The sequence below is a fragment of the Halomonas sp. 707D4 genome, assembly GCF_024158685.1.
In the GTDB taxonomy this organism is placed as follows: Bacteria; Pseudomonadota; Gammaproteobacteria; order Pseudomonadales; family Halomonadaceae; genus Vreelandella.
Genome location: NZ_JAMZBD010000360.1, coordinates 1 through 3,228, shown reverse-complemented (window position 1 = coordinate 3,228; position 3,228 = coordinate 1). Strand labels below are relative to the sequence as shown.

General features: G+C 61.9%; 3 protein-coding genes and 1 pseudogene. 1 reads left to right on the top strand and 3 read right to left on the bottom strand.

What is annotated here, in order from left to right; genetic code table 11:
- Positions 1 to 222 (bottom strand): annotated as a pseudogene (locus tag BIS11_RS13635) (GlxA family transcriptional regulator); the annotation flags it as partial.
- A 343-nt stretch (positions 223 to 565) separates the two neighbouring features.
- Between BIS11_RS13635 and mscL the strand changes: the two are divergent.
- On the top strand, positions 566 to 1,075 hold the full coding sequence (gene mscL / locus BIS11_RS13630; protein ID WP_253424057.1) for a large-conductance mechanosensitive channel protein MscL: 510 nt from the start codon (positions 566 to 568) through the stop codon (positions 1,073 to 1,075).
- Positions 1,076 to 1,162: 87 nt separating this feature from the next.
- On the opposite strand, the gene BIS11_RS13625 is transcribed toward mscL, so the two are convergent.
- Entirely contained in the window at positions 1,163 to 1,474 is a 312-nt protein-coding gene (locus tag BIS11_RS13625) for a hypothetical protein (RefSeq protein WP_253424054.1), read from the bottom strand.
- A 337-nt stretch (positions 1,475 to 1,811) separates the two neighbouring features.
- Positions 1,812 to 3,071 (bottom strand): heme biosynthesis HemY N-terminal domain-containing protein, encoded by a 1,260-nt coding sequence (locus BIS11_RS13620; RefSeq protein WP_253424051.1) that lies wholly within the window; start codon positions 3,069 to 3,071, stop codon positions 1,812 to 1,814.
- Positions 3,072 to 3,228: the final 157 nt, after the last annotated feature.

Below are 3,228 nucleotides of genomic sequence, written 5' to 3'. Positions count from 1 at the left end.
GGTCACGTTGAGCCCGTCGCTGGCGCGCACCGGCGAGCCGTCCTGGGTCAGCGTGTACCAGCGATAGAGCTCGCGACCGGCCAGCTGATTGGCCATGCGCAGGGGTTCGATCGCCGAGGCAAGGGAAATCAGGGTGAAGTTGTCCAACAGAAGAAAACCGAGGGTCTGCGGAGCGCTGGGACGCGAGGTGGTCGCGCCGGTTGTTGCTTGATCGGGTGTCATGGCCTGTACCTCTATCACCTGAACGTCATGGGTGTTTTTCTTATAGTTTTCGTCTGTCGCTGGCGTGTTGTTGTAATCCCTGCCTGAGCTGCTCGCTGCCTTTCTGCATATTGGCACGAATGCCACTTATACTGACAAAGCAAACTCGAGCGTGATGCACGTCGTGTCGTTAATGAGACACTCGAGGTCGCCCTCGGGTTGCGCCAATGAGGTTTTCTCTTGTTGGCAAGAGAAAGACAACGTTTTTCGAATGCTCCATGTCGCTTTGGTAAGTCTTTGACGAGACTGGTATTAAGCTTAAAACGTTATATGCTAATAAACCATTTCTATGAGGGAAGGTGAGATGTCGAAATTTATCAAGGAGTTTCGCGAGTTTGCCGTCAAGGGCAATGTGATCGACATGGCGGTGGGGATCATCATCGGCGGGGCCTTCACGCTGATCGTGCAGAGCATGGTGAAGGACGTCATGAACCCGGTGATCGGACTTTTGGTGGGCGGTATCGATTTCTCGAACTTTTTCATCGTGTTGCGCGAGGGTGCGGTAGCGGGTCCCTATCCGACTCTGGGCGCTGCCCAGGCGGCGGGGGCGGTGACGCTCAATATCGGCCTGTTCCTGAACGCCGTGATCAGCTTCACCATCGTCGCCTTTGTGGTGTTCATGCTGGTGCGCAGCATCAACCGGCTCAAGCGCGAGGAAGTGGTCGCGCCCAAGAGCCCCGTTGAGAAACCCTGCCCGCACTGCCTGATGGTCGTACCGATCAAGGCCACCCGCTGCGGTCATTGCACCTCGGTGATCGAGCCCGTCGAGCCCGCCCCGGCAGCGAGCACGGCCTCACCCACTTCGCCGCTATGACCCGACCAGCCACGAAAAAGGGGTACCCGGTGGGGTACCCCTTTTCATTGGCGCTTTAGCGCCCCACTAGAGTGGGGTGTACCGCGATCAGCCCTGGGCGTCAGCGTTGGGCGTCTGTTCGCCGGTGGCACCGTTCTTGGCGGTCAGCTGGCTCAGCGAGGCCTTGCGATCGCTCTGGGCGTGGTCGCTGGCGTGGGAGTGAGCGGGAGTGACCTGCTCGCCGGATGCGCTGTTGCGCGCGATAACCTGCTCGACGGAGGCCTGAGTGCCGGTGCTCTGGTGCGCGACCGTGGAGCTCGGCTGGCTGATGGCGTTGAGTTCGGCGGAGCCGCGCTCGGCGAAAGCGGAGCCGGACACGAGGGCAAGAGCGATGGCGGCAGTAGCGGTCAGTCTTTTCATGGTGGCGTACCTTTGAATTCGAATGTTTTCATTTGGTTATAAGGTTCTTTTCGCGGTGTCCGCTCGAGAACATGCGACTATAGTATTATTGAAAAAATAGAATAAAAAGCGCTTAAAATCGACTAGACCGTTCGCTTATTTTGTATATTTTTCATGCTATCTATCTTGACGGTTCATCGAGGCAGGGCGTAGCGCGCCCTCAACCTCAAGAAAGAGGAGTCCAAGACAGGCGGGAGGAACGGGTGCGGGGCAGGCAGGCTGGCAGGCAGGGGCCGACCAGGCGCCCATGAAAAAAGGGTGCCCGAGAGGGCACCCTTTCATCGTTGCGACGCTGTCGTCAGCGGCGTTTTTTACCGGCCTTACCGGGGCCGTCGCTGTCGCGTTCGTCGCTGGGTTGGGGGAGCGACGGCAGCGACTGCGCCATCATCTCCACGCTCTGGCGGTAGTAGAGCTGGCTCTTGTTGTGTTCGCCAAGGCTTGCGTAGAGGCGAGCGAGCTCGGCGCATACCTCGCCGCTCGGGCGCTGGCGCTGGCTCGCCTCGAAGTACTCGAGCGCCTTCTCCCACTGGCCGGTACGCAGCGATAGCCGTGCGCAGGCGAGCAGCAGCTCCGGATCGTTGGGGCGCTCCTGCAGCCACTTCTCGGCGCGGGTGCGCTGGCGCGCGGCATCGACGCCTAAAAGCCCGAAGCGCTTGACCAGCCGCGCATCCCAATGGCTATCCAGCGACTGGCTCAAGAGGCGCTCGGCGAGCGCTTCTTCACCAGCCTGCAGTAGCGCCTCGACGTAGAGCACGATCAGCTCGGTATTGCCGCGCAGGTAGTCCGGCATGTCCGCCCACAGCCCGCGTACCCGTTCGATGTTGGCCGGATTGCCGGCCTCGAACAGGATCAGCTCGCGGTAGGCCTTGAACTCGAGCTGCTCGCGCTCCTGCTGGGTGATCAGTTTCTTGGCCACCAGGCGCGGCACCAGATGGCGCAGCCCCTCCCAGTCGCTGACGCTGAGGTACACCTGCTTGAGCATCTTCAATACTTGAGGATGGTTGGGCAGCTTCTGGTCGAGACGGGTGAGGATCGCCAGCGCCTCCTCCGGTTGCTGGCGGTCGATCATCAGCTGCGCCTGCATCAGGCCCACGGCGGTATCGGCGCCGTCGGTGGTGAGCTGCGCCTGGTTGAGGTGCTCCTGGGCGCGCTCGTGATGGCCCAGGTAGTGGGCGGCCAGCGCCGCCGAGAGGTGGTTGACCATCGGCGTGCTGGAGTCCTCGGCTGCCCCCGCCAGGGTACGCTCGGCGCGCTTGAAGCGGCCTTCGGTCAGCGCCACCAGCCCGCGCACGGTGCGCTTGCTGGCGCGACGGTTGCGCGCGCGGGCGTTCCAGGTGCGAAAGCGCCCGACCGGGCGAATGATGCCGGTCAACAGGCGCAGCGCGAAATGCACCACGATGAAGGCGCCGAGCAGCAGCACCAGGCCGAACCAGAACGAGGTCTGCACCGAGGTATCGCCGACGCGGATCAGCCAGTAGCCGGGCACCGACATCATCAGGTGGCCGAACAGAGCGCCGACGGCAAGGCCGGCGACGATCAGCAGAAGGAGTTTTCTCATTGCTCACCTCCGCTCTGGCGCCGCGCCTGGAAGCGGTTGTCGATGAAGTCGGCCATGGCCTGCTGCGAGCCGCTGATATCGGGAAGCTCTGGCTCGATGTCGCTCTGCTTGAGCTCCTGAAGGCGTGCGATGACGCTCTGGGTCTCTTCGCGCTCGG

Coding starts and splice junctions, on each gene's coding strand:
- BIS11_RS13625 (WP_253424054.1), bottom strand. CDS start 1,474: ATGAAAAGACTGACCGCTACTGCCGCCATCGCTCTTGCCCTCGTGTCC.
- BIS11_RS13620 (WP_253424051.1), bottom strand. CDS start 3,071: ATGAGAAAACTCCTTCTGCTGATCGTCGCCGGCCTTGCCGTCGGCGCT.
- mscL (WP_253424057.1), top strand. CDS start 566: ATGTCGAAATTTATCAAGGAGTTTCGCGAGTTTGCCGTCAAGGGCAAT.